The organism is Anaerostipes rhamnosivorans, assembly GCF_005280655.1.
Classification (GTDB): Bacteria; Bacillota; Clostridia; order Lachnospirales; family Lachnospiraceae; genus Anaerostipes; species Anaerostipes rhamnosivorans.
On sequence record NZ_CP040058.1, the window covers coordinates 649,453 to 674,558 of the forward strand.

The window sequence follows — 25,106 nt, forward strand, 5'->3', positions numbered from 1 at the left end:
TTTACTGTCTGCAAAACGATAGAGTATTCTAAAGACAGGGAAGGAGAGACAGATGGCAATCATATATAACTTAGACATGAGATGTTATGAAATATTAGAGCAGTTACTCTATACGGACGAGTATGTATCGGTGGCACAGATAGCGGATGAAAAGGGATTGTCTAAGAGAAGTGTTTATTATGACATTCAAAAAATAAATGAATGGCTGGAGGCACAGAAACTTCCATTGTTAGAGATCGAGCGCAAAAAGGGAATTTTCATTGCGAAGGATCAAAAGGAACAGATCCGCAGGAACTTAAAAGAGATCCCGCCCAAACTTGCGTATACATTTCTGCCCACAGAAAGAGTGAGGATCATTATCTGTTCTGTTTTACAGAGAAGCAGGCAGCTGCACATCGACGACTTCATTGAGATGTGCCAGGTCAGCAGGAATACAACGATCCGGGATCTGAAAGAAGCGACAAAGGAGCTTGCCAAATTCCAGCTGAAACTTTTCTATGAAAACGGAAAAGGCTATCGGATCAGGGGTGATCTGATCACAAAGAGGAGTGTATTTTTTCTGTTTTTTAATTCGCTGGCTGATCTGTATAAAAAAGGTGCGCTGATTTTACCGGAGGAAGAGAAAGCAGAGGATATTTTCGGAAGACTGAAGAAACTTGAAGAGGAACTCCACGCTCAATACGTGACCGGGATTTTATACTCCATTGCCGCATTTTTTTCCACAATAAAAAATCACTCTGAGACAGTTGAATTTTCAGAAAATGAAGAGCAGGAGATCAAGAACACAAAGGAGTTTCAATTAGTCCTTAAATATTTTCCTGAATTTGAGGAAAGTGAAAAGTTATACCTGGCCCTGCATCTGCTTGGGTCCAGAACCCAAAGCCTTTCCTCAGATTTTATGCAGAGGGATACGGGCCAGGAGGTGCTCAGGCTGGCGAAGGTTTTAGTACGGTCTTTTTCAAGAATCGCCTGTGTGACGTTTGAAAAAGAGGAGGAATTGATCCAGGCTGTCTCCGCTCATCTTAAGACTTCCCTCTACCGTTATCGGTATGGAGTACAGCTGGGCAATCCGATGCTGGATGACATTAAAAACGAATACGGAGATTTGTTTGAGATTACCAGAAATGCCGCCAAATCTTTAGAAAAGGAAATAGGCGTACCCATTCCGGACGGTGAGATCGCATATATCACGCTGCATTTTGGCGCCTACATATCCTCAGGAGAGAGAAAAGAGGAGCAAAAGCTAAAAGTTCTGGTTGTATGCCCGAACGGATTAAGTACGGCCAATATGATCCGGAAGGAAATCTATACCCTTGTACCAAGTATTCAGACGGTGGATATTATTTCCTTGTCAGATTACGAGGAAGATCATGACTACAATGTAGTCATTTCCACGATCGTTATAGAGAACGAAGAAAACTTAATCATTGTACATCCGATCCTCTCAGACAGTGACCGGATCAGCATCCTGAAAAAATGTATGAAATATGAAAATCAGAATGTCATGAATGTAATGCAGATCACGGCTCTGGCCAAAAAATATATGACAGAGAGTAAATTAAAAGAATTTAAAGAAGAACTGATCGAATATTTTTCTGATGCTTCGTTGAAAGCGTATACAAAGCAAAATGAATACGGAAAGAGCATTTGCCAGGCGCTTGATTTGCGGCATATTCAGATCATAAGAGAATCCATGGACTGGAAAGAGGCGGTCTGGGCGGCAGCCAGAAGTTTATTGGAGGAGGGTTATATCGGACAGTCGTATATTGAACATATGATTGAAAAGACAATAAAATATGGTCCGTATATGTTTATCACAGAAGAAGTAGCATTGCTTCACTCAGAGATAGAGGATGGTTCTTATATGCTTGGAATTTCGTGTACGGTCTTAAAAAAGCCGGTGGTATTTAAGACGCGGGACGGAGGTGAGAGAAGAGCAAAGATCATGCTGGTTCTCTCGGCACAAGATCAGGTGAGCCATATTAAATTATTAAATGATATTATGACGATCTTTAAAGAAGACAAGAATACAGAAAAGCTGTGGAAGTGCGAAAAGACCGAAGCTGTAGAAATAATGATAAAGGAACTAATGCAGGGAGAGGAGTGAACTTATGAAAGAAATATATAACATGCTGAAACTTGAGAATATTCAGATCATTGAAAGAGTGAAGGATTGGCGGGAAGCGATTCATGTAACAGTGCAGCCGCTTGTGGACGGGGGATATTGCGAGTCCAGATATATTGACGAGATCATCAAAAATACAGAGAGGCTGGGTCCTTATTATGTTCTGTGTGAAAACCTGGCATTGGTACACGGAAGTACGGATCAGGGAGTTTTAAAAAGGCAGATCGCAGTTACTCTTCTGCGTGAACCCATAAAGTTCAAAGAAAATGGAGATGACGTAAGAGTCATGGTCACATTGGCCGCAACAGATTCAGAGTCCCATATGGAAGTGCTGCAGGCCATGTCACAGCTGTTTGAAGATCCTGAAAGTGTAAAAAAAGTTTTGGGCGCCACGTCAGAGCAAGAGATATATGATTTGTTTATCCAGGCTTCTGATGATAACTAAATAGAAATCTATAGAAAAAAAGGAGGATTATTTATGGATTTTATTATCAACATTTTGTCGACACCTGCAATTTTGGTAGGTCTGATTTCTCTCTTTGGTTTGATCCTGCAGAAAAAACCGATTGAAGAAGTCGTAAAAGGAACCGTAAAAACTATCGTGGGGTTCCTTGTATTGACAGCGGGTTCCAGCTTTTTGCAGACTGGTTCCCTGAATGATTTTGGCACAATTTTTAATTATGCATTTAGTATGCAGGGAGTTGTGCCAAACAACGAGGCTATCGTGTCACTGGGCCTGGAGAAGTTTGCAAGCGATACAGCCTATATCATGTGTATCGGTATGATCGCGAATATTGTTCTGGCCAGATTCTCCAGGTTAAACTACATATTTCTGACAGGACACCACACTCTTTATATGGCCTGCATGCTGGCGGTGATCTTAAATGTAGGAAATTTAAGCGGCGCAGTGCTCTGGATCGGCGGTGGATTGGTTTTAGGGCTCATCATGGTGTTATCCCCGGCAATCTGCCAGCCTACCATGTCGAAGATTACAGGAACAGACGAGCTGGGATTCGGCCATTTCGGCGGAGTTGGATATTGGTTCTCCGCGCAGATCGGAAAAATCTTTAAAGGAAAAAGCAAATCCACAGAGGAATTTAATTTCCCTAAACGGGTTTCGTTTCTACGGGATACAACTGTAGCCATCGGCCTTACTATGGTAGTGTTTTTTATCATTGTGACCTTTGTGGCGGTTGTCGTAAAAGACGGTATGAGCGATGCAACAATCTCGGCATTTTTCCAGGGCGAGACACAAACCCACTGGCTTGTCTGGGCGATCACAAAGGGTCTAAACTTTGCCGGCGGTGTTTATATCATTTTAAGCGGCGTGCGTCTGATCATTGGCGAGATCGTTCCTGCTTTCAGGGGAATTGCTGAAAAGATTGTACCAAACGCAAAACCTGCGCTTGACTGTCCGGTTGTGTTCCCTTATGCACCTAACGCTGTATTGATCGGTTTTCTGGTATCTTTTGTGGGAGGCATCGCGGGCTTATTTATCCTGGGAGCCATCAACCAGGCACTGATCCCGGTAGCGCTGATCCTGCCAGGCGTGATCCCGCATTTCTTCTGCGGTGCTACCGCCGGAGTATTTGCCAATGCCGAGGGCGGATTGAAGGGCTGCCTGGTAGGTTCTTTCTTACACGGCCTTTTGATCACATTTTTACCGGCCATCTGTATGCCTGTCATGGGCAGCTTGAATTTTGCGAACTGTACGTTCTCAGATGCAGACTTCTCTGTGGCAGGAATCATACTCGGAAACATTGCACAATTTGTAAAAGGCGGAGGATTATTTATCGTGTGCATCGTATTGTATTTAATCCCGATTGCCTATCACTTGATCGCACCAAAAAAGAAAGCTTAAATATAAAGGAGGTTCTATTATGATTCAATCAATTATGTGTTGCTGTGGTTCAGGATTAGGTTCCAGTATGCTGGTCCGCATGAACGTGGAAAAGGCGTTAAAAAGTCTGGGGATTTCAGGCGTGTCTGTCAGTCACTCTTCGCTTTCGGATGCCACAGAAGGGGCGGCAGACCTGTTTGTTGTGGGAAAGGACTTGGAAGAGTTTGTTAAAGGCCTGCCGGAAGTGATCATCATGGATAACATCATGGACAAAGAAGAATTAGAGGAAAAATTAAAAGCGAAATTTCAATAACTGTATAGCGGGAGGACGTACAAAAATGGAAGAAAAGCAGCGAAAAGAGCTGAAGGTGTTTTCGGCCAGGATCAGAAAAAACATTCTGCAGATGCTGGAAAAACGCGGATATGGACATATAGGAGGCTCTTTATCAATCGTAGAACTCCTGAGTGTCCTATATGGAAAGCAGATGAAGATCGATCCTCAGAATCCGGCATGGGAGGAGCGGGATATGCTGGTGCTGTCAAAGGGACACGCCGGACCTGCACTATACTCTGCACTGGCTGAAAAGGGATACTTTGATCGAAACTGGCTGGATACATTAAATGACGGCGGCACGAAGCTGCCGTCTCATCCAGACCGGTTGAAGACTCCCGGCGTCGATATGACGACGGGGTCTTTGGGGCAGGGAACCTCTGTGGCGGCGGGACTTGCCACTGGATTTAAGATGAGCAACAGCGGCCGGTATGTCTATCTGATTGTGGGAGACGGGGAATTAAACGAAGGCCAATGCTGGGAAGCGTTTCAATATCTGGCTCACTATAAGTTAAATCATTGTATTGTTATCATTGATGAGAATAAGAGACAGCTGGACGGGTCGACAAAAGAGGTCATGAATCCATTTTCGATTGCAGATAAAATGACCAGCTTTGGTTTTCATGTAGAAACTGTCAAAGGGAACGATGAAGAACAGATCGACCATGCGGTCTCAAATGCCAAAGAAGTAGAAGACCGGGCAGTATGTATTATCCTGGATTCCGTCAAAGGAGAAGGGGTTCCCTTTTTTGAGCAGTTAGCTGGAAATCATTCGGTCAAGTTTGACAATGATGAGATCATAAGAGCAAATCATGAAGCCATCGAACAATTAGAGAGAATGATAAAAGGAGGGTCTGATCTATGTTCCGGTTGACAGATGACAGAAAAGCAAAGGGCAGAGAACTGAGAAGCTGTGTTGTTGAAACTCTACGGGAGATGATGTCTCGCGATGACAAGGTTGTAGCCCTGGAGGCTGACTTAGGCGGAGCCAGTGGTTTTACAAAGCTAAAAACAACCAATCCGGACCGCTTTGTACAGTGTGGAATCGCGGAGGCCAATATGGCCGGGGTGGCAGCGGGGTTATCGGCGGCAGGGTTTAAACCGTTTCTTCATACCTTCGGCCCTTTTGCCACAAGAAGAATTTTTGACCAACTATATCTGTCAGGGGCATATGCAGGGAATACGGTGAATATTTACGGATCGGACCCGGGATTCTGCGTCGGACCCAACGGAGGGACCCATACCACATGGGAAGATGTGGCTCTCATGCGGGAGATCCCTGGTGCCATTATCTGTGATGCGGCTGACGATGTGCAGATGGAATGGATCTTAAAAGAATTCGCAGGACTGGACGGAATCCACTATGTCAGGGGGAACCGGAAAGCAGTGAGAAATGTCTATGAGAAAGGTTCGGTGTTTACACTCGGTAAAGGAAATATCCTAACAAGGGGCGGGAATGTCCTTTTGATTACAGCAGGACAGCTTGTGTCAGAGGCTTTGGACTGTGCGGAAGCATTGGAAAGACAGGGAATTAATATAGAGGTTGTTGATATGTTTACCATCAAACCTTTAGATGAAACATTGATCATCAAGGAAGCAGAAGGAAAAGATCTCATAGTGACGTTTGAAAATCATTCTATTTATGGCGGACTTGGAAGTGCCGTTGCTGAAGTAATGGCAGAACATCAGATCAGTGCACCATTAAAACGGATTGGCGTAAAAGACCGGTTTGGACAAGTGGGATCCCCAGAGTATCTGCAAAAAGAATTTGGATTGACACAGAAGGACTTAGAAGACACAATATTGAATGAATTAGAAAAATAAAGATACAGGCACTCCTCAGGATAGAAATCTGCTTGAGGGGTGTTTTTTCTTTGCCCCAAATGCCGTATACTAGAAAGTACACTGATCAAAACAAGAGGGAGGCACAAATGAAAATAGCGGTGGCAGTTGATTCGTTAAAAGGGAGCCTTAATTCCATGCAGGCGGGAAACGCCGTATTGGATGGGATCCTTAAAGTATACCCGGAGGCAGAGGTATGGGTGCGTCCCCTTGCGGACGGAGGGGAAGGAACTGTGGAAGCTCTTGTCTGCGGGATGGGTGGCAGAATGGAGAACATTACAGTCACGGGGCCTCTCGGGCAGCCTGTGGAGTGCGGCTATGGGATCATAGAGGAATCCGGAGCGGCTGTCATTGAGATGTCTGGAGCGGCAGGGATCACCTTGGTTCCTGAGCCTGAGAGAAATCCTCTGTACACGACAACATATGGCGTAGGTGAAGTGATCAGGGATGCTGTCTCCAAAGGGTGTAGACGATTCATTGTCGGCATTGGGGGCAGCGCTACCAATGACGGAGGAATCGGCATGCTGCAGGCATTGGGTTACGGGTGCCTAAACGGCCGGGGAGAACAGGTCCCGTCTGGGGCAAAGGGACTGTCAGAGCTTGAGTCTATCACTGAAACCCAGGTGATGCCTGAGCTAAAGGAGTGTGAATTCCATATCGCCTGTGACGTGACCAATCCTCTGTGCGGGGATAATGGGTGCAGTGCTGTGTTCGGGCCTCAAAAGGGTGCGGATCCGTCAATGATCAAAGACATGGACCAGTGGCTTGGACATTATGCCCAGCTGGCAGGGGAAGTGTTTTCCAAAGCGAAGCCCATGCAGCCTGGGACTGGGGCCGCCGGAGGAATGGGATTTGCATTTCTCACATTTACCAATGCAGTCTTGGAACCCGGGATCAACATTGTACTAAAAGAGACTGGACTGGAACAATATGTCCAAAGAGCGGATCTGGTCATCACAGGAGAAGGGAGACTGGATGGCCAGACTGCAATGGGGAAGGCTCCTTCAGGTGTGGCAGAGATGGCAAAACGATATGGCAGGCCTGTGATCGCTTTTGCAGGCTGTGTGGCCAAGGATGCTGGTGCATGCAATCGGCACGGGATCGATGCCTTTTTCCCTATTTTAAGAGAAGTCTCATCCATGGAGGAGGCAATGGAGCCTGAAAATGCAAAGAAAAATATGGCGGCTGCAGTGGAGCAGGTCATGCGGTTATGGAGGTGTTTAGAAGATCATGAAAGAAAATAAGTATGACGAAGAAGTATTTTACCAGAAATACAGCGAGATGGACCGGTCAAAGAAGGGGCTTGGCGGAGCCGGAGAATGGTCTGAGCTTCAAAAGGTCCTGCCTGATTTTTCCGGAAAAAGAGTCCTGGATCTGGGATGCGGTTATGGATGGCACTGCATTTATGCGGCTGAACACGGTGCGAAATCTGTGCTGGGCATTGATATCTCCGAAAAGATGTTAAAGACAGCCCAAGAAAAAAATGGACATAAAAAGATTGAGTACCAAAGGAGTGCCATGGAAGATTTGGATTTTCCAAAGGAATCATTTGATGTGGTCTTAAGTTCTCTGGCATTTCACTATGTGAAAGACTTTGAATCCCTGGCAGAAAAAATCAGCCAGTGGACAGCACCGGGCGGGCAGTTTGTGTTTTCAGCGGAACATCCGGTATTTACCGCATATGGGACCCAGGACTGGTATTATGATGAGGAGGGGAAGATTCTGCATTTCCCTGTAGACCGGTATTTCTATGAGGGAAAAAGGGATGCTGTCTTCCTTGGGGAGCAGGTGGTAAAATACCACAGAACACTGACAACCTACCTGAATACACTCCTCAGGAACGGTTTTGTGCTGAGACATATCATCGAGCCTAAGCCGCAGGAGGATATGATGGATCTGCCGGGCATGCACGATGAGATGCGTCGCCCAATGATGTTGATTGTGGCGGCAGAAAAAGAACGCCGGATGTAACTGTTTCAAAAGGATCGGAGGTTTTAAGATGAAAAAAGTTAAGATCACGGTATTAAGGACAATGTTCAATGAGGATCTGGTCAAAGAATACGGCGTGGAAGGTCTAAAGGCCTGTCCTATGATGACGGAGGGCCAGGTATTTTATGCAGATTATGCAAAACCCGAAGGGCTGTGCGACGAAGCGTGGAAAGCTATATACCAGTATGTGTTTGCGTTGTCGCACGGAGCTGGGGAGGAACTGTTTTATTACGGGGACTGGATCAGGAAGCCCGGCGTGGCAATCGTAAGCTGCAACGACGGACTGCGGCCCGTGATATTTAAGCTGGAGGCGACAAAAGAAGAATCAGAAGTAGATTACGAACCGGTACGTTAGGGGGGCAGAATGCTCAAAGAGGATATGAGAAGAGCAGCGGAGGAGGAAGAACCGCTGGTACATAAACATTATGAAGGGGAAGTCCTGTGCATTGACAGTCCTCTGAAGATTGAACTGGACCATGTGGTTTTTAAGAAATGCAGGTTTGAGGCATGTGATCTCAGTGGTTCTATGTTTTATCATGTAACATTCTTAAATTGTGATTTCTCCAACTGCAGATTTCAGTCCTGTTATTTTAAAGACACGGAAATATCGGGGTGTAAGGGAGACGGAGGGGATTTCAGCCAGAGTACCTTCCGCAAAACCCTGGTTGAGGAAGGGTGTTTTCATTACGCCAACTATGAAGGGACACTCTGGGACAACTGCAGGCTCAAGGGGTGTGATTTCAGCGAAGCATTCTTTGCGGAAGTAAAGTTTAAAAAAATGCAGTTTGAGAAAGTGAATCTGTCCAAAGCAGATCTATTTAAGACAAAGCTGGAGGGCATGGATCTGTCGGACTGCAACATTGAGGGAATCATGATATCCGATACCTTCCGGGAACTGCGGGGATTAAAGATCAGTCCGTGGCAGGCAATGGATCTTGTGCGGTTTTTGGGCGTAGAACTTATAAATGAATGAAAATCATGTTATACTGGACTATAACAAGACCGATCTCATACAGGAAAGGAAAAATATATGCTTGACCATTTCAGGGACACGCAGAAGATGCAGGAAATTCTGCGCGAAGCACAGACGGGGCTGTGGGTAATTGAATTAGATGATGATCGAGAGCCTAGAATGTACGCCGACAGCTCTATGCTTGAGCTGTTAGGATTTGAAGCGGAGCCGACACCGGAACGATGTTATCAGGTATGGTATGACCGCATTGAGGATGAGTATTACCCGATCATTCAGTCCGGAGTGGAAAAAATGATCAAGGATGAACGGGCAGAAGTGCAGTATCCGTGGGAGCATCCAAAGTGGGGACGCATTTTTGTGCGCTGCGGGGGAGTCCGGGATTGGAACTACAAAGAGGGGGTGTGTCTTAGGGGATACCACCAGAATATCACCAATACCGTTATGCTCAAGCAGGAGTATGATGCAGTCATTCAGAGCCTAAGCGACAGCTACACCGGCATTTTTTTATGCAATGTGCAGAACCGGACGTTTAAGACGATTAAAATGTCTGACTCTTTCCGGATCTTTACGCAGATGTTTTCAGACTATGAGGAATTCTTCTGCTGTTATGCTGCCAATGAGGTCTCCTACAGGGATGAAAAGATTCTTTCTGATATCGTCAAGTGTGATTACATAAAAAAACAGATTGATGAAGGTGAGCCGCAGATCGAGGAGTACTACCGGAGCAGGACCGGGGGCTGGAGAAGGATCAAGATCGTGCCGTCCGCAGGTTATTCTAAGGAATTTCCATGGGTGATCGTGGCCTTTGACGAGCAGGACAAAGAGATGGAAAAGAGGATCAACGCCAGGACCGCCCAGGTTGCGGTGTCGCAGATTTATCAGCTGGTCATCAGCACGGATCTTGGGAGATCAGAATACAGCTGTATTCATGGATCCAAAGACCTGCTAAGGCTTCGTCGTCACGGTCCGTTCGGGGATTTTCAGAGCAGGATGAAGCAGAAGATGCCTCTGGAGGACCGGGAGCTTCTGGACCAGATTTTTGACAAGGACAGTTATCAGAACAAGAATTATCTGGAGGGAGTTTTAAGGGTTGCCGATGATCAGGGTGATCTTCATTATTATAGTTATTATTCTGCGTGCATTCGTCAGAACCGGGAAGAGCATATTTTGATGACTATGCGCTGTATTGACGATAAAAGGGAGTCCCAGCTCAGAGAAAATGTGCTGTCCAATCTCTGCGAGTGTTATTATTCCATCTATCTGTTCGACCTGGAAAATGACATAGAGGAGGCTATCTGGCAGGAAGATTTTATCTACAGGGGTAAAGAATTTCCGAAGGGAAGCCTTAAAGTGTATTATGAGAAGTTCATACGTGAGCACGTCCATGAGGACGACCAGGAGAAGATGTATAGAGCCGGGAATCCTGAGTTTCTCAGACAGACATTGTCTGCAGAGTATCCAGTCTATGATGTGGACTTCCGCAGATTGTATCCGGACCGGACTTGCTGGGTGCGCTCCCGGTTTAGTATTGCGGAGATGAGAGACGGCAGGGTGACAAAGGTTGTGTTTGCCAATATGAACATCAATGAACAAAAGCTGGAGGAAATGGAAGAAGAGAAACAGAAAAAGCTCTACTTTGAGTCAAGGAATATCATCAAAGGTCTTTCCTCTTTTTATCACTCTGTCTTTTACGTAGACCTTTTGGAGGGGACCTTCCAGTCTTTCAGCATCCGAAAGGATCTGGAAGATTATCTAAAGGGCAGTGACAGCTATAAACAGCTCAAATCAGCATACATGTCTTTGATCCATGAAAAGGAGAGGGAGCAGTTTTCTTGCCCAGATGTCCCACGATATACGGACGCCGATGAATGCCATCATCGGAATGTCTTCCATTGCCGCATCCAGGGTCGATGAACCGGAAAAGGTAAAGGACTGTCTTGCAAAGATCGATATGTCCAGCAGCCACCTGCTGGATCTGATTGATGAGATTCTGGATATGTCAAAGATCGAAAAAGGCAAGATCGAACTGACCGAGGCACCGTTCTGTATGAGGGAACTGATCACGGACATCAATTCGATCACACGTCCCGAGGCACTGAAGAAGGAGCATGAACTTTTGTTTAAGACGCAGGATCTTGTTCATGTGGACCTGGTGGGAGATGCGGGAAGGCTTAGGCAGGTGATGATCAACCTCATTACAAACGCTGTCAAGTATACTCCGAAAGGCGGCAGAGTCACTGCCACAGTCCAGGAAGTTTCAGGCCGTATTCCGGGATTTGCCAGCTTTGTATTTACCGTGGAGGATAACGGGATCGGCATGGATGAGGATTTTCTGAATTACATTTTTGTGCCGTTTTCCAGGGCAGACGACTCGAAAGCCCGCAATGTGCAGGGAACCGGACTCGGCATGTCCATCGCCCAGGGGATCGTGACCGCCATGAATGGAAATATTCAAGTGGAGAGTAAAAAGAGTGAGGGCAGCCGCTTTATTGTAACACTGAATCTTAAGATCGCCGATCCGGACCAGGTTGCGGAGCACAGGATGGCAGGCTTTCCTACATATGACGGTACAGAGGAAGGAGTCAGAACCCTGCAGCTGATGAAGGGAAAACAGCTTTTACTGGTAGAGGACAATCAGCTGAATATGGAGATCGCGGAGACGATTCTTACGGAAGCGGGTTTTCTTGTGGATAAAGCAGAAAATGGGAAACAGGCTTTGGAAATGTTTGTTGATTCCGAGCCGGGATATTACCAGGCAGTGCTTATGGATCTGCAGATGCCGGTCATGGACGGTTATGCAGCCACAAAAGAGATCAGGAACAGCGGCCATCCTCAGTCGGGGAGTATTCCTGTGATCGCGCTGACCGCCAATGCATTTGCGGAAGACATGGCCAAGGCGCTGGCCGCCGGTATGAACGACCATGTTTCAAAACCGATCGATTATGGACGGTTGATCAAGGTTTTGCAGAAGAATATGAAACTATGAAAGCCGAGGAATAGCATGAAGGATCAAATACTTTTAATCAACGATATGGCTGGGTACGGCAAGGTGGCACTGTCCGCAATGCTTCCGGTCATGACACACGCCGGGCTGAATCTGTACAGCCTTCCCACCGCACTGGTGTCCAATACGCTGGATTACGGTAAATTTGAGATCTTGGAGACAACAGACTATATGAGGCAGACATTGAAAGTCTGGGAGGAGCTGGACTTCTCCTTTGATGCTGTGTGTACAGGCTTCATTGTCTCAGAGGAGCAGGGAAAGCTGATCTGCGGATATTTAAGGGAGCAGAAAAAGAGCGGAACATGGATCTTTGTGGATCCGATCATGGGGGATGAAGGAAATCTTTATAACGGCATCGACAGCCGGACGATCGGGTATATGAGAGATCTGTGTTCCTTTGCGGATGTGATCGTGCCCAATCTGACAGAAGCTGCATTTTTAGCGGATCTGTATCAGGATAAGGAAATCGTGACAGATGGAGAGGCGGAGGAACTGCTTCAAAGACTGCACTGTCTTGGGGCAAAGTCTGTGGTCATCACAAGTGTTAAGACAGAGAACGGAGATTTTGTGTTTGTCTATGATGATAAGACAGGGGACATCTCAAAGCTCCCGTTTGACTGTGTTCCGGTTCGTTTTCCGGGAACCGGGGATATCTTTTCTGCAATTCTGGTAAGTCAGGTGCTGAACCAGGTGCCGCTTGAGAAGTCTGTGAAAAGAGCCATGTCCGCCGTAAGAAAGTTGATCCTTTTAAATCAGGACACGGCGGATAAGTTTAAGGGAATCCCTATTGAGAAAAATCTGGAGGTGCTGAATTTTGAGACGGCCGAAGATTAAGATCACGTTGATCGATCGAAAAGGGGAGAGAGGATGCCATCGGGGACATAACATCGGAGACAGCTTTGATTTTGACACGGAGAGGGGAGACCTCTGTCCTATGGCGATGCATGTGGCTTTTCCGTATGTGGATATCCTAAGGTATGGGGGATCCATCCCCGGACAGCCGGAGGGGACGGCAGTGTTTTGTTGTCCGGATGCGGACACGATCAATGTATTTAAAGCAGAAATAATGATTGAGGAATAAAAAGGAGCGGTTAATTTACAGAAGTTAGCCGCTCCTTTTTAAAGTATCCAAAAGAAACTATGTATCTTTCTGGTGCCTATCCTACTTTTTTGTGCGTACTTTACGTTCAGACATTCCGGGATTATGATAATTTCAGGTTATAAATAAAAGAACAGGAGGAGGAACAGATGACAGCGAAAGACTGCCTAGCACTATTGAGAGAAGTAAAAGATGTGGCGTTTGCCACGGTAGATGAACACGGACATCCGCAGGTGCGCATCATTGATGTTATGATTGTGGAGGACGAAAAGCTGTATTTTTGCACTGAAAGAGGGAAAGACTTTTACCATCAGCTGATGGCAGAGAAATATACGGCGGTTACAGGGATGAACAAAGAATTTCAGATGGTCAGGCTGTCCGGGCCGATAAGAAAGCTCCAGGATCAAAAGAAGTGGGTTGACCGAATCTTTGAAGAAAATCCATCTATGAATGATGTCTACCCGGGAGACAGCCGCTATATTTCAGAGGCTTTCTGTATAGAGGACGGATGGCTGGAGTTTTTTGATCTTGGCCGGACCCCGATTTACAGGGAGCAGTTTACCATAGGAGCGGAGAAGAAACAGGAAAAGGGCTTCCTGATCACAGATACCTGTATAGGCTGCGGAATATGCAAAGAAGTATGTCCCCAGCAGTGCATCAGAGAAGGAATGCCGTTTGAGATACAGGCAGAACACTGCCTTCACTGCGGGCTGTGCACTGAACAGTGCCCGGCAGGGGCAATAAAAAGGAAGGAAGGATAACCTATGCTGCAGCAAATGTGGACCGTACTTACACAACGAAGAGGATTTTTCCTGAGTCTAGCTTTGGAACATTTGGAGATCTCCCTGATCGCTATTTTTATCGCCATACTGTTTGGAGGGATTGTGGGTATCCTGATCAGTGAGTATCAAAGATATGCCAAGCCTGCGCTGGGACTGATCAATTTCCTATATACCATACCATCGATCTCTATGTTGGGATTTCTGATCCCGTTTTCGGGTATTGGAAACGCCACTGCGGTGATTGCTCTGACTGTCTATGCGCTGCTCCCTATGGTGAGGAATACCCACACAGGGATGAGCCATATTGACGAAGGAATCCTGGAGGCGGCCAAAGGAATGGGAAGCACCAGGGCACAGATCTTATTTAAGATCAAACTTCCCCTTGCCATGCCGGTGATCATGTCGGGAATCCGAAATATGGTGACCATGACTATCGCTCTCACAGGTATTGCATCCTTTATCGGGGCCGGAGGGCTGGGTGTGGCCATCTACAGAGGCATCACCACAAACAATGCGGCTATGACCATGGCAGGAAGCCTGCTGATCGCGCTTTTGGCTCTGATCATGGATTTCATTCTGGGATTTGTGGAACGGAGGATGAAGGCCAGAGATAAAAAGGCAAAGCGCACAAACAGAATCCTGCTCATCCTGGCCCTTGTGCTTGCAGTCTGTCTGACGGCTGGAGCTATTTTCGGGCAACAGAAAAAAGATACCATACACATCGCCACAAAACCTATGACAGAACAGTATGTGCTGGGTGAAATGCTCTGTATCCTTATTGAGCAGGAGACGGGGCTTGATACAGAACTGACCCAGGGTGTGGGCGGCGGCACTTCCAATATCCAGCCGGGAATGGAAAAGGGAGAGTTTGACATTTATCCGGAGTATACGGGAACTGGGTGGAATATGGTGCTGAAAAAGAGCGGCGTGTATACGGAAGATATGTTCTCTGAGTTAAAGAACGGCTACGAGGATAAATGCCAAATGCAGTGGCTTGGAATGTATGGATTTAATAACACGTACGGACTGGCAGTGCGGCGGGAGATTGCCGAGAAATATGACCTGAAGACTTATTCGGATTTGAGGGCTGTGGCATCAAGGCTGACCTTCGGGGCTGAGTACGATTTCTTTGAGCGGGAGGATGGCTATGACGCTCTGTGTGATACCTATGATATGAAATTTAAAAAGACCGTGGATATGGATATCGGCCTGAAATATAAGGCCATGGGCCAGAAGAAGATCGATGTCATGAACATTTTCACCACGGACGGCCAGCTGAGTGTGTCCGATGTGGTTGTCTTAAAAGACGATAAGAACTTTTATCCTTCCTATTCCTGTGGGAATGTGGTGAGAGATGAAGTATTGGAACAACATCCAAAACTACAAGAGGTATTTGACAAGCTGGACGGAATCCTGTCTGATGATGTGATGGCAAAAATCAATTATGAGGTGGAAACCAAGGAGAAAGAGCCAAAGGAAGCGGCAAAAGATTTTCTTAAGAGCAAAGGACTATTAAAGTGAGGAGGGCCATATGAACACGGCAATTGAATTCAGGCAGATAAAAAAAGTGTATGGGGAAAAGACCGTCATAGAAGGCTTTGACTTGACAGTTGAGAGGGGTGAGTTCGTGACTGTCATCGGGTCCTCCGGCTGCGGAAAGACCACAGTCTTAAAAATGGTCAACGGCCTTGTGGTGCCAGATGGAGGCAAGATCTTTGTGGAAGGGCAGGATATCTCAGAGATGGATATGATCAGCTTAAGGAGAAACATTGGCTATGCGATCCAGGGAAGTGTCCTGTTCCCGCATATGACAGTGGAAGAAAATATCTCCTATGTTCCAGACCTGCTCAACAAAAAGGATAAGCAGCGCACAAAAAAAGCGGTAGAAAAATGGATGGGCATCGTGGGACTTGATGAGGATATGATGGAGAGGTACCCGGCGGAGCTTTCCGGAGGACAGCAACAGAGAGTGGGAATCGCAAGGGCATTGGCGGCATCCCCTGATATCCTCCTGATGGATGAGCCGTTCGGAGCTGTGGATGAGATCACAAGGGGCCAGCTGCAGACGGAACTTCGGCAGATTTACGAAAAAACAGGGATCACAATCATGTTCGTAACCCATGATATCTCCGAAGCACTGAAGCTGGGCACAAAGGTCCTGGTGATGGATCAGGGGAAGATTGAACAGTACGCAGAGCCGGGGGTGCTTTTGAGGGCTCCGGCCACTGATTTTGTGAGCAGGCTGGTGGAAAAGGAGCGCAGAGTGTGCACACTTCCGGACGAACAGCTGGCCGACTGTGGACACAGCGGCGCCGCCGGACAGATCCTCTGAGTATTAAGCAGTTGTTCCAACAAGGCATTCCTGGGCAAGCATGACGTTTTAGAATCCGATAAACTAGTCTTATCAAACACAGCAAAAGGAGGAAGACAATGTACGCATGGGAAGCAGTCCAGGCTACACTGGACTATATTGAGGAACACTGCGGGGAAGAGATAACGGTTGATGCATTGGCAGAGGAGGCGCATTTATCCAAGTATTATTACCAGAGGCTGTTTCAAAGGCTGGTCCGCAAAAATGTGAAAGAATATCTCAGGCTGAGGCGTCTTGCAAAGGCAGCAAGAGAACTTAGGAATCTGGAACGTACAATACTGGATGTGGCTCTGGAATGTGGATTTTCAAGCCACAGCAGTCTGACCAGGGCGTTCCGGGAAACTTACGGTGTCACCCCGGATGAATACCGGAAAAGTGATATGACCCTGGATATTTTTGTGAAACCGGATTTAGGGTTACATCACACATTAGTACAAGAGGGGGTTCCCTTGGCGGTGGACCAGATGGTGCTGGAAATCCGGAAACAGAGATTAGACAAGGATATCGTTTTTACAGGAAAAAGTAAGAAGGCATCTGTGAAAGAGCTGGGAGAGCCGAAGATCAATCTTCTGACAGAGTTGTGGAAACAGCTGCCGGAGGACCAAAGCAGCGGCAGGGAGCATGTGGATATCCTGACGCCATGTGAGGATCCACAGTATTTTGACTATTTTGTAGGGACAGAGAGCCGGGGAGAAGAACAGGGAGTGGAGATGCGGACCATGCCCAAGGGCAGCTATATCGTATGTACCTATGAGGCGGAAGATTTTGAATCCCTTGTTTCTGAAGCATTATACAAGGCCAGCCGGTACTTATACGATGTATGGCTCCCGAACCGGAACATGGTGCCGGAGCCGATCCTGGTCCAGAAGTATTTCAGGCCTATGCGGGACGACTGTTATATTGAGTTGTGGGCTAAGATAACGGAATAATAAAAATAGATTCAATTATAAGGAAGAATACTTAAGTAATTGACGTTCTTTGTCGGACGTTCCATATTTTGATTTACAGAATTCTACAAATTTAAAACGATATGATTGTCTTTATGAAGAATAAAGATCGAACAAAACTAAATAACTATTACAAAAGAGAAGGTGATAGTTTGACTGCAGGAACAATGGATAAGATATATGAAAACAGGAGAAGCGTTAAATGTACCATCATTCTCCGAATCTAGTTTTAGGCTTTCATGGATGTACAAAGGGAACATGCTGATTATAAATTAATTTAATATTTTTAAGAGAACAGGGATTCCAAGTTTTTTATTTAGAATCCCTGTTCTTTTTATGATCTATTATGAAGGAAGGTCAGCGTTTCCTCACTGCCGTGTCCTGAAAACAGAAGTAGTCGGGACGGTGTCTGGACTGGGTATACTCAAACATGACTCCATCCGAATTAAACGTCTGGCTGGTGATGACGGCCAGACAGTGATAATCCCCCAGTTCCATATATTTTTCATCAATCTGGGTGCTGTGTTCCACTGTCATTTTCCGTTTGCTTGTGACGATCTGCATGCCCAGCTCTTGTTCAATATAATCATAGACAGAGTGCTCAGCGATTTCTTTTGTGAGTCCCGGAACCGCGGATTTTAAGAACATGTTTACGTCCAGGATCAGGGCTTTTTTGTCCAGATACCGGACCCGCTGGATATAATAAAGCTCACTTCCCTTTAAAAAACCTGTCTTCTTGGAGATTCTCTCATCAGCAAGAAGCTCTGTAAAAAGAACCACTTTAGTGAAAGCGTTTCTGTGGTTGCGCGCCGCGGACTCTTTGAAGGACTCGATCCCTCCGATGGTGAAGGAGGTCTGGTCCACTGGCTGATAGATGACACGGACACCCTTTCCGTGCATTGACTGAACATAACCTGATTCGGCCAGGAGCTTGACTGCACGGCGTATGGTGTTGCGGGAACAGCCGTAGATCTCAACCATCGTATTTTCAGAAGGGAGCAGTTCCTGGTAAATGTACTGCTGTGCTTCTATTTTCTCTTTTAGGTCTTTATATATAGTCTCAAATATTGATTTTGGCATGACAATCCCCCTACTTGTTTAAACATCTATCCTTATTATAGACAATCTCCGACGTATGTCAAACAAGAAAAATAAAAAAGATGATTGACTTGTTTAAACAAGTGTGGTATAAATAAAACATGGAACTTGTTTAAACAAGTACGGATTGTAGGAGGAAAGGAAATGGGTAAGTATTCACAGGATGCAAAAGAGCTTCTTAGGCTGGTGGGAGGTAAGTCCAATATCGCGGCTGTCACCCACTGTGTGACGCGAATGAGGTTTGTGCTTAACGACCCCGGCAAAGCCGATGTTAAAAACATCGAGTCCATGAAAACAGTCAAGGGAACCTTTACACAGGCAGGTCAGTTCCAGGTCATCATCGGAAACGCTGTCTCAGAGTTTTATAAGGATTTTACTGAGGAAGCGGGAATCGAAGGTGTGTCCAAGGACTCAGTGAAACAGGCGGCCAAGAAAAACCAGAATCTGCTGCAGAGAGGGGTAGCCGTGGTAGCAGAGATCTTTGCCCCTCTGATTCCGGCCATTATCGTGGGAGGTCTCATCCTCGGATTCAGAAACTGTATTGACAGCATGTATATTTTTGAAAATGGCACGAAGACACTCTGTGATATCAGCCAGTTCTGGAAGGGGATTGACAGTTTTCTCTGGCTGATCGGTGAGGCAGTCTTTCATATGCTTCCTGTGGGAATCTGCTGGTCTGTCACAAAGAAGATGGGAACCACGCAGATGCTCGGTATTGTCCTCGGTTTAACCCTTGTGTCCGGACAGCTTTTGAACGCCTACTCTGTGGCCTCCACAGCGGCGGCAGACATTCCATTCTGGGATTTTGGGTTCTTTAAGGTAGACATGATCGGATACCAGGCACAGGTGCTTCCAGCCATCCTCGCGGCCCTGACACTGGTCTATCTGGAACGGTTTTTTAGAAAGATCACGCCGCAGGTAGTGTCCATGATCGTTGTTCCGTTTTTCAGCTTAGTGCTCTCTGTGATCGCGGCCCATTTTATCCTCGGACCGATCGGGTGGAAGATCGGATCAGCCATTTCCAGCGTGGTATATGCAGGGATTACGGGATCCTTTAAGGTTGTGTTCGGCGCGGTTTTTGGGTTTGTCTATGCGCCGCTTGTGATCACTGGACTCCATCATATGACCAATGCCATTGATCTTCAGCTGATCGCTGACTATAAGGGAACAATGCTCTGGCCTATGATCGCTTTGTCCAATATCGCACAGGGATCTGCGGTTCTGGCCATGTGTTTCCTTCAGAGAAAGAAGGCGGATGCCCAGGAAGTTAATGTCCCGGCATGCGTATCCTGTTACCTGGGTGTCACGGAGCCTGCTATTTTCGGAGTTAATTTAAAATACGCATTCCCGTTTGTGTGCGGAATGATAGGATCTTCTGTTGCTGCGGTCATCAGTGTGGCAACCAAAACTGCGGCAAATGCCATCGGAGTGGGAGGTATCCCCGGTATCTTATCCATCAAACCGGCGTCTATGCTGTCCTTTGCGGCAGGCATGGCAGCGGCAGTTGTCATTCCGTTTATTTTGACACTGATCGTGGGAAAGAAAAAGGGGATTGGCGCAGAACAGGAAGAAGAAACCAAGACAGAAGTAGAAACAGATTTAAAGGCATATGTAAGCGGGAAAGTGATCCCTCTTAAGGACGTAAAGGACGGCGTATTTTCTGAAGGGGTCATGGGAGAAGGACTTGCGGTCCTGCCGGATGAAGGAACCGTGTATGCCCCGGCGTCAGGGACCATATCGGTTGTAATGGAAGAATCCAAACATGCCTGCGGGATTTCTCTGGAAAACGGCATGGAACTCCTGCTTCACATTGGAATTGACACAGTTGCCATGGGAGGCGCCGGATTTGAATATAGGATCACCCAGGGGCAGAAGGTGAAGGCCGGGGATCCGCTGATCAAATTTGACCGGGAGAAGATCAAAAAGGCAGGATACTCAGACGCAGTCATCTGTGTGATGCCGGAACAGGGAAATACAGAAAACCTTAAAATCTATACTGGAATGCAGGCAAAAGCGGGTGAGACAGTGGTCGTCTCATTTGATCATAAAGGAGGGACAGACAATGACTGAGTTTAAAGATAAAGTGATTTACCAGATCTATATGAAATCTTTTAGGGATTCAGACCATGACGGCTTTGGTGATTTAAAAGGGGTGACAGAAAAACTGGATTATCTGCAGGAACTGGGCGTTGACATTCTCTGGCTGACTCCGTTTTTCTCATCTCCCCAGAATGACAATGGTTATGATATTTCAGATTATTACAGCATTGATCCGTTGTTCGGGACGATGCAAGACTTGGAAGAATTGATAAGGGAAGCAGAACAAAGAGGCCTGAGCCTGATGTTTGATATGGTGTTTAACCATACGTCCACAGAACATGAATGGTTTCGTAAGGCGGTTTCGGGGGATCCGGAATACATGGACTATTATATATTCAAAGACGGGGACCCGGACACACCTCCCACGAACTGGATCTCCAAATTTGGAGGACCGGCATGGGAGTATCTGCCGAACCTTGGTAAATGGTATCTTCATCTGTTTGACAAAACCCAGGCTGATTTAAACTGGAATAATCCCAAGGTGAGGGAGGAACTAAAGCAGGTGGTCCGTTTCTGGAAAGAAAAAGGGATCAAGGGGTTTCGGTTCGATGTGGTCAACCTGATCTCAAAACCGGAGGTTTTTCAGGATGACATGAAAGGTGACGGCCGGAGGTTTTATACAGACGGTCCTCATGTACACGAGTTTTTAAAAGAGTTGGTGAGGGATACAAAGATTGAGGATATGGTCACTGTGGGCGAAATGTCCTCAACGGATATTAAAAACTGTATCAGATACTCCAGGCCCGAGGAGAAAGAATTGTCCATGTGTTTTAACTTCCACCACTTAAAGATTGATTATAAGAGCGGGGATAAATGGGAGCTGATGGACCCGGATCGTTTGGAATTGAAACGGCTTTTGGAAGACTGGCAGCTTAATATGCAGGAGCAAAACGGATGGAATGCCGTGTTTTGGTGTAACCATGACCAGCCCCGGATCGTTTCCAGATTGGGGGATGACAAAAGGTATTGGAAAGAGTCAGCGAAAATGCTGGCTGCCTGTATCCATCTGCTTAGGGGAACCCCTTATATTTACCAGGGGGAAGAGATCGGCATGACAAATCCGGGGTTTATGGAGATCGGACAGTACCGGGATGTGGAAAGCCTGAATTATTACCGGATCATGAGAGAACAGGGAAAAACGGAGCAGGAGGCGCTGGAAGTGTTAAGGGCCAGATCCAGGGACAATGGCAGGACACCGATGCAGTGGTCCAGTGATAAGTTTGCTGGTTTTTCTGACAAAGAACCATGGATCTCCATACCGGACAATTACCAAACCATCAATGCAAAAGCACAAAGAAGGGATCCTGACTCAGTGTATGCTTTTTACCAAAAACTGATCCGCCTGCGGAAGGAAAGATCTGTGATCGCAGACGGACAGATTGAATTTCTTTTCAGGGAGCACCCGGATGTGATGGCCTACAGGCGCTTTCATGATCAGGAAGAAATACTGGCCTTTCATAACCTGACAAAAAAAGAGGTTGTTCTGCCTTTAGAAAGCGGGGCCAAGGAGTACAGACTTGTACTTGGGAACTATGGAGAGCTGTTGACCGGGCAGGGGGCTTTAATCCTGAGACCTTATGAGACGGCGGCGATAGAAGCATATTGACATTACAGAGAAAAAGACAGCAGTTTGGACTGCTGTCTTTTTCTCGTTGGCTGATTCAGTTCATACAAAAGGAACAGCATTTTTTCCACATGGCATAGAGGTTCAGGTCTGCCTGGATGCCCGGAACAGTCATACCCGGAAGGTAGGAGATGCCATTGCCGCAGGGGTCTGTATTCCAGCCCAGGAAACGGTACCCTTTCCTTACTGGGCGCTGTCTTGATATGAGGAAGCTGCTGCCTTCCTCCACCGTGAGAGGCCATGGGACACAGTGAGCCATAGGACAGCAGGATTCATTGCCGTGGTAAGAGACAGTATAAGAGCTGACTGCCTCCCAACGGGCGTAGAGTGTCAAATCCCCGGTGCTTCCCTGGGGAATGATAGTGATGCGGCTGCCCCCGGAAGGAGCGTCAAACCAGCCGAGAAAACGGTAGCCCGGAAGAGGACCGGGTGCGTTCAGACGGATATCCGGGGTATTGATCGTATAAGACGAAAGGTTCGTATGGGAGGCACCCATCAGGTTTTCGTAGTGGATCGTGTAATTGACCGGTGCCAGCAGAACCTGGGTCCTATCCTCACTAAGGCGGATTTCCCAGCCGTCAAATCCGGCAGGAGGCTTTCGGAAAGCATCGGCATCAGTCTGGGTGAGAAGAGGATAGGAAGCTGTGCCTTCCCCCACCACAATAGGGGTACCCTGTGCATTGGGAGTCACATACCCTGAGTTTTCCAACTGTATGAGAGATCCTGTACTTAAGGAGCCCTGGATCTTTACAACGGCGGACCGGTTATCCAGATAGACTCCGTTAGAAATCTCGCGTTCCCCGCCCGTATACAGAGAGCCTTCGTTGTAGATATCCTGCCCATAGGAAGAAGCTGTATTCGGGCGGTCTTTGCCAAACACGTTGGAACCTATGACTGTCGTATCGGAAGAGGAGGCATTGTAGATGCCTCCTCCAACGGTGGCGTGGTTGGCATACAAGGAACCGGCAGTCAGTGACAGGATTCCGCCCAGATTGTTGTAAAAAGCGCCTCCATATTCTGCCTGGTTATTATATACACTTCCGCCTGTCAAAGAGAAGACACTTCTGTCATGATTCCACACACCGCCTCCGTACTCTGAAGAACGGTTGTCGTGGATACTGCCGCCCGTCATGGAAACACTGGTCTGCTCAGAGGCGCTCAGTCCGCCTCCATAGCCAAGGGCACTGTTGTATGCGATCTCAGTGTCATCCTGGATGGTCACCTTTCCGGGCACAATGCATAGACCTCCGCCGTGGTTTCCGAACGTGCTGGCCTTTGCATCAGCCCGGTTGTAAGTAATCTTGGTCTGACCGGTTAAAAACAGGGAGCCGTTGTCGCTGTTGAAATAGATGCCCCCTCCGTTTCCCTGTTCCGTACTGTTTTCAGTCACGATGCAAGATCCGGCAAGAGTCAGGGTATCATGGCTGCCACCGTTCCAGATACCGCCGCCGCTGTTCTCGCGGGCAGTGTTTCCTGAGACCGTGCAGTCCGTCAGAGTGGTCTTAAGTGTTCCGGCATTGGAGCCGATGCGGAGGCCGCCGCCTTCCTGGCCCGCAGTGTTTCCAGAAACAGTAGAGTCTGTCATTGCGATTTGGGCAGAAGTCCCTGCTGCTAAGTTTGCATAGTACATACCGCCGCCGTAGGCGTCTGCCGTATTATCTTTTAGGATCGTCTGGCCGAATTGCAAAGAGGCAGTACCCAAACTACTCACAAGGAGCCCGCCGCCGTTGGATCCGGCAAGATTGCCGCCCACAGTGGTTCCGTCTGCTTTGAACGTCAAGTTTCCCGGACCTCCTGCCAGAAACATGCCGCCGCCTGCGGCCGATGCCTGGTTATTGAGAAGCCGGACGCTGTCAAATGAAACATCTGTCTTAGCCTGGCTGGATTGATTTTGTATCCAGAGTCCGCCCCCGGAACCAGAGGTTCCCCCGGCGGCACTGTTGCTTTCAAATCCGGCCCCGGAGACTGTGACGGAAACATCGGCGTCAGCCAGGAGATAGATGCCGCCTCCGGTCCCAGCCAAATTGCCGGAGACCGATGCATTGTCTACGTCCATCAAGCCGCTTCCTGAAGGAACAGTCATAAAGATTCCTCCGCCGTTCTGGGAAGCCGTATTTTTTGTTACAGAACTGTTTTCTGTCATGCTCAGCCGATCCCCTGAATTGGAGGCATAATAGTAAATCCCTCCGCCGCTGCCAGCCTGGTTTTGGGAGATCAGACAGTTACCGGACAGTGTAAGAAGGGAGGGGGCACTGGCTCCGTCCCTGTAGCCGGAAAAGGTGACCCCGCCTCCGGCACCGGAAACGGCATTATTGGTAATATGGGCTTCACCTCCTATGGAAAGAGAAGAAGATACACCCTCTGTATAGGAACGGCAGAAGATGCCGCCGCCGCTGACTGCAGTATTGCCGTCGATAAGAGACTGGCCCGCAATGGTACAGCGGTCCTGTGAGTTCATGGAATTGACCATAATGCCGCCGCCGTTTGAGACTGTGTGGCAGCCGGTGATCTCTGCATTGCCATCCATGACAAGTGTGTTTGCTGCAAAAACACTGCTGGTGAGATTGACAGCCCCGCCTTGGGATGCCGCATTGTTATTCTGGAGAACAGATCCTGTAGCCAGGTGAAGGGAGCCTCCCGTGACATAGACAAGGGAGCGGTTGGCCGTATTGCCAATCTCATGGGACGATTTGTTTCCATCGATGATGATATTTTGAAACGTCAGGGAGCCGCCGCTGACCCGGAAGAGGTAGCTGAAATATGAAGCATCTTTTGTGAGAGTAAAAATATTGTTTGATGTAAGGCTTTCTATGGTTACCCCGTAGGTTATGTTGATCTGAGAAGAGATTGGAAAACCAGCGGTCACCTGTATGAGGCTTTCCTTTGCGCTGAGGGCGCTCTGCAGTTCCCGCTGTGTTGAGACTTGTGCCATGTTGTCCACCCGAAAATCGTTCTGTTATAGTATATGCGGACAGTGGTAC

Annotated in this window: 22 protein-coding genes; 20 read left to right on the forward strand and 2 right to left on the reverse strand. The window is 47.3% G+C overall.

Going from position 1 to position 25,106, the window contains the following annotated elements; translation table 11 throughout:
• The first annotated feature begins 52 nt into the window (after window positions 1–52).
• The 18 genes from AR1Y2_RS03220 (at window position 53) to AR1Y2_RS03300 (ending at window position 17,285) form a co-directional block, all read left to right on the forward strand.
• Window positions 53–2,107: a BglG family transcription antiterminator gene (locus AR1Y2_RS03220; RefSeq protein ID WP_137327672.1), complete on the forward strand. Its 2,055-nt coding sequence runs from the start codon at window positions 53–55 to the stop codon at window positions 2,105–2,107.
• Between the two features lie 4 nt (window positions 2,108–2,111).
• Window positions 2,112–2,570 (forward strand): PTS sugar transporter subunit IIA, encoded by a 459-nt coding sequence (locus AR1Y2_RS03225; protein WP_137327673.1) that lies wholly within the window; start codon window positions 2,112–2,114, stop codon window positions 2,568–2,570.
• A gap of 33 nt (window positions 2,571–2,603) precedes the next feature.
• Window positions 2,604–3,986 carry a PTS ascorbate transporter subunit IIC gene (locus AR1Y2_RS03230; protein ID WP_137327674.1) on the forward strand — a complete coding sequence of 461 codons (1,383 nt, stop codon included), beginning with the start codon at window positions 2,604–2,606 and terminating at the stop codon, window positions 3,984–3,986.
• A gap of 19 nt (window positions 3,987–4,005) precedes the next feature.
• A complete protein-coding gene (locus AR1Y2_RS03235; RefSeq protein WP_207670572.1) occupies window positions 4,006–4,278 on the forward strand; it encodes a PTS sugar transporter subunit IIB in 273 nt (90 codons plus the stop codon).
• Window positions 4,279–4,303: 25 nt separating this feature from the next.
• Window positions 4,304–5,170, forward strand: coding sequence for a transketolase (locus AR1Y2_RS03240; RefSeq protein WP_137327676.1), 867 nt, complete (start codon window positions 4,304–4,306; stop codon window positions 5,168–5,170).
• Window positions 5,158–6,120 (forward strand): transketolase family protein, encoded by a 963-nt coding sequence (locus tag AR1Y2_RS03245; protein ID WP_137327677.1) that lies wholly within the window; start codon window positions 5,158–5,160, stop codon window positions 6,118–6,120. The genes AR1Y2_RS03240 and AR1Y2_RS03245 overlap by 13 nt, the downstream gene beginning before the upstream one ends.
• Before the next feature lie 107 nt (window positions 6,121–6,227).
• Window positions 6,228–7,382: a glycerate kinase family protein gene (locus tag AR1Y2_RS03250; protein WP_137327678.1), complete on the forward strand. Its 1,155-nt coding sequence runs from the start codon at window positions 6,228–6,230 to the stop codon at window positions 7,380–7,382.
• The gene (locus AR1Y2_RS03255; RefSeq protein WP_137327679.1) at window positions 7,369–8,109 is read left to right on the forward strand and encodes a class I SAM-dependent methyltransferase; all 741 of its coding nucleotides are present in this window, start codon (window positions 7,369–7,371) and stop codon (window positions 8,107–8,109) included. The genes AR1Y2_RS03250 and AR1Y2_RS03255 overlap by 14 nt, the downstream gene beginning before the upstream one ends.
• 28 nt (window positions 8,110–8,137) lie before the next feature.
• A complete protein-coding gene (locus AR1Y2_RS03260) occupies window positions 8,138–8,482 on the forward strand; it encodes a TIGR04076 family protein (protein WP_137327680.1) in 345 nt (114 codons plus the stop codon).
• A gap of 9 nt (window positions 8,483–8,491) precedes the next feature.
• Window positions 8,492–9,100, forward strand: coding sequence for a pentapeptide repeat-containing protein (locus AR1Y2_RS03265; protein WP_137327681.1), 609 nt, complete (start codon window positions 8,492–8,494; stop codon window positions 9,098–9,100).
• Window positions 9,101–9,157: 57 nt separating this feature from the next.
• Window positions 9,158–11,014 (forward strand): PAS domain-containing protein, encoded by a 1,857-nt coding sequence (locus AR1Y2_RS17975; protein ID WP_243118837.1) that lies wholly within the window; start codon window positions 9,158–9,160, stop codon window positions 11,012–11,014.
• Entirely contained in the window at window positions 10,908–12,086 is a 1,179-nt protein-coding gene (locus tag AR1Y2_RS17980) for a hybrid sensor histidine kinase/response regulator (protein WP_243118838.1), read from the forward strand. The genes AR1Y2_RS17975 and AR1Y2_RS17980 overlap by 107 nt, the downstream gene beginning before the upstream one ends.
• A gap of 15 nt (window positions 12,087–12,101) precedes the next feature.
• A complete protein-coding gene (locus AR1Y2_RS03275; protein ID WP_137327682.1) occupies window positions 12,102–12,938 on the forward strand; it encodes a pyridoxamine kinase in 837 nt (278 codons plus the stop codon).
• Complete coding sequence (locus AR1Y2_RS03280) at window positions 12,919–13,185, forward strand: TIGR04076 family protein (protein ID WP_207670573.1); 267 nt, start codon at window positions 12,919–12,921, stop codon at window positions 13,183–13,185. The genes AR1Y2_RS03275 and AR1Y2_RS03280 overlap by 20 nt, the downstream gene beginning before the upstream one ends.
• A gap of 167 nt (window positions 13,186–13,352) precedes the next feature.
• On the forward strand, window positions 13,353–13,964 hold the full coding sequence (locus tag AR1Y2_RS03285; RefSeq protein WP_137327684.1) for a 4Fe-4S binding protein: 612 nt from the start codon (window positions 13,353–13,355) through the stop codon (window positions 13,962–13,964).
• A 3-nt stretch (window positions 13,965–13,967) separates the two neighbouring features.
• On the forward strand, window positions 13,968–15,506 hold the full coding sequence (locus tag AR1Y2_RS03290; protein WP_137327685.1) for an ABC transporter permease/substrate-binding protein: 1,539 nt from the start codon (window positions 13,968–13,970) through the stop codon (window positions 15,504–15,506).
• A gap of 10 nt (window positions 15,507–15,516) precedes the next feature.
• Window positions 15,517–16,317 (forward strand): ATP-binding cassette domain-containing protein, encoded by an 801-nt coding sequence (locus AR1Y2_RS03295; RefSeq protein WP_137327686.1) that lies wholly within the window; start codon window positions 15,517–15,519, stop codon window positions 16,315–16,317.
• A 98-nt stretch (window positions 16,318–16,415) separates the two neighbouring features.
• Window positions 16,416–17,285, forward strand: a complete 870-nt coding sequence (locus AR1Y2_RS03300) for an AraC family transcriptional regulator (RefSeq protein ID WP_137327687.1) — start codon at window positions 16,416–16,418, stop codon at window positions 17,283–17,285.
• Between the two features lie 375 nt (window positions 17,286–17,660).
• On the opposite strand, the gene treR is transcribed toward AR1Y2_RS03300, so the two are convergent.
• Entirely contained in the window at window positions 17,661–18,383 is a 723-nt protein-coding gene (gene treR, locus AR1Y2_RS03305; RefSeq protein ID WP_137327688.1) for a trehalose operon repressor, read from the reverse strand.
• Between the two features lie 162 nt (window positions 18,384–18,545).
• Here treR and treP point away from each other — a divergent pair, with 162 nt between their 5' ends.
• Together treP and treC are read left to right on the forward strand one after the other, a co-directional pair.
• Window positions 18,546–20,471: a PTS system trehalose-specific EIIBC component gene (gene treP / locus AR1Y2_RS03310; protein WP_137327689.1), complete on the forward strand. Its 1,926-nt coding sequence runs from the start codon at window positions 18,546–18,548 to the stop codon at window positions 20,469–20,471.
• A complete protein-coding gene (gene treC / locus AR1Y2_RS03315; RefSeq protein ID WP_137327690.1) occupies window positions 20,464–22,107 on the forward strand; it encodes an alpha,alpha-phosphotrehalase in 1,644 nt (547 codons plus the stop codon). Before treP ends, treC begins: the two co-directional genes overlap by 8 nt.
• A 55-nt stretch (window positions 22,108–22,162) precedes the next feature.
• Here treC and AR1Y2_RS03320 read toward each other — a convergent pair whose 3' ends face one another.
• Window positions 22,163–25,057 (reverse strand): InlB B-repeat-containing protein, encoded by a 2,895-nt coding sequence (locus AR1Y2_RS03320; protein ID WP_137327691.1) that lies wholly within the window; start codon window positions 25,055–25,057, stop codon window positions 22,163–22,165.
• Between the last annotated feature and the right edge of the window lie 49 nt (window positions 25,058–25,106).